This is a genomic window from Pseudorhodobacter sp. W20_MBD10_FR17 (genome assembly GCF_052119765.1).
Taxonomy (GTDB): domain Bacteria; phylum Pseudomonadota; class Alphaproteobacteria; order Rhodobacterales; family Rhodobacteraceae; genus Pseudorhodobacter.
The window spans coordinates 1-1,288 of sequence record NZ_JBGQOQ010000110.1; the positions used below are offsets into that span (position 1 = coordinate 1).

At 57.2% G+C, this 1,288-nt stretch carries 2 protein-coding genes; both read left to right on the top strand.

Annotated elements, in window-relative coordinates:
- Positions 1-328 precede the first annotated feature (328 nt).
- Positions 329-832 (top strand): CNNM domain-containing protein, encoded by a 504-nt coding sequence (locus ACEN2J_RS20805; RefSeq protein WP_442108673.1) that lies wholly within the window; start codon positions 329-331, stop codon positions 830-832.
- Between the two features lie 21 nt (positions 833-853).
- On the top strand, positions 854-1,246 hold the full coding sequence (locus tag ACEN2J_RS20810; RefSeq protein ID WP_442108675.1) for a hypothetical protein: 393 nt from the start codon (positions 854-856) through the stop codon (positions 1,244-1,246).
- The last annotated feature ends 42 nt before the right edge of the window (positions 1,247-1,288 follow it).

Sequence of the window (1,288 nt, forward strand, 5' to 3'; positions counted from 1 at the left end):
CGCATTCGTTCTTCGTAGCTATACATGAACTATCTCCAAGATAGTCCAAGTTTTCGTCCGCACCCCCATTTTTCCATTTGGCGCTGACCCCTCTGCAACATGATATTCTCATGAAAAGTCGACGGAATTCTTGATGCCAGTGGGTCACGGCGTTTCGGGAAACTGGGTCAATTTCTCGCAGAATTCAACAGTTGGACCTTTGGGATATCGTCGGCAGCGCATTTCGGCTCTTTCGGAATTAACGCGCTTCTTCATGGTCTCGCATCGTGGTATTTGACGCAAAATCTGTGAAATGAAGTCCGGAACTGTCCGGTAAAAGTTGGAGAAAATGGTTTTAGAAATTGCAATCGTCGTTCTGCTCACGCTGATCAATGGCGCGCTGGCGATGTCTGAACTAGCCATTGTCTCTGCCCGCCCCGCCCGGTTGAAGCTGATGGTCGACAAGGGCAGCAGGGGAGCCGCGATTGCCATCACGCTTGCCAAGGACCCCGGCCGGTTCCTGTCCAGTGTTCAGATCGGCATCACGCTGGTGGGGGTGCTGGCGGGTGCTTTCTCTGGTGCGACACTTGGTGCGCGTTTGTCCACATCGTTGATCGAGGCTGGTTTGGCGGCGAACCTTGCGCAACCTCTTGGTGTGGGGTCCGTGGTTGTGGCCATTACCTATCTGTCGCTGATCGTGGGCGAACTTGTTCCCAAACAGATCGCCTTGCGTGCGCCTGAACAGGTCGCGGCCCGAATGGCCCCGATGATGGGGCTCATCGCGCGTTTTGCGGCGCCGCTGATCTGGGTGCTTGATCGGTCGGGAAAACTTGTATTGCGTCTGCTCGGTTAGTCCGGCGCCCACTCACGCAAGGTGAGCGATGAGGAGGTGCGCCTGATCATCGCTGAGGCCGAAAGCACCGGGGCCATGAACCGTGCCGAAAGCGGGATGATCGCGGGCGTCATGCGCGTGGCCGACCGCACAGCGCGCGGGCTAATGACGCCGCGCCACGAGGTCGAAACGCTCGAGGCATCCAGCAATAAGGCGCAGATACTCAAACAGCTGCGCGGGATGAGCCGGTCCAGACTGCCGGTGCGCGACGGTGATAGAGACGACATCATCGGCGTGCTTCTGACGCGCGACATCCTGATGAGCGAGCCGTTCGATCTGCGCGCCCTCCTGCGCGAAGCACCGATCGTTCAGGGTGGACAAGGTGCGCTGGAGGTCATCGACTTGAAGTTACCCACAAGTCGTGTGGCAAATTGATTCACCCACAAGATTTGGTCTTGCTCCAGAAAACCCTATTGT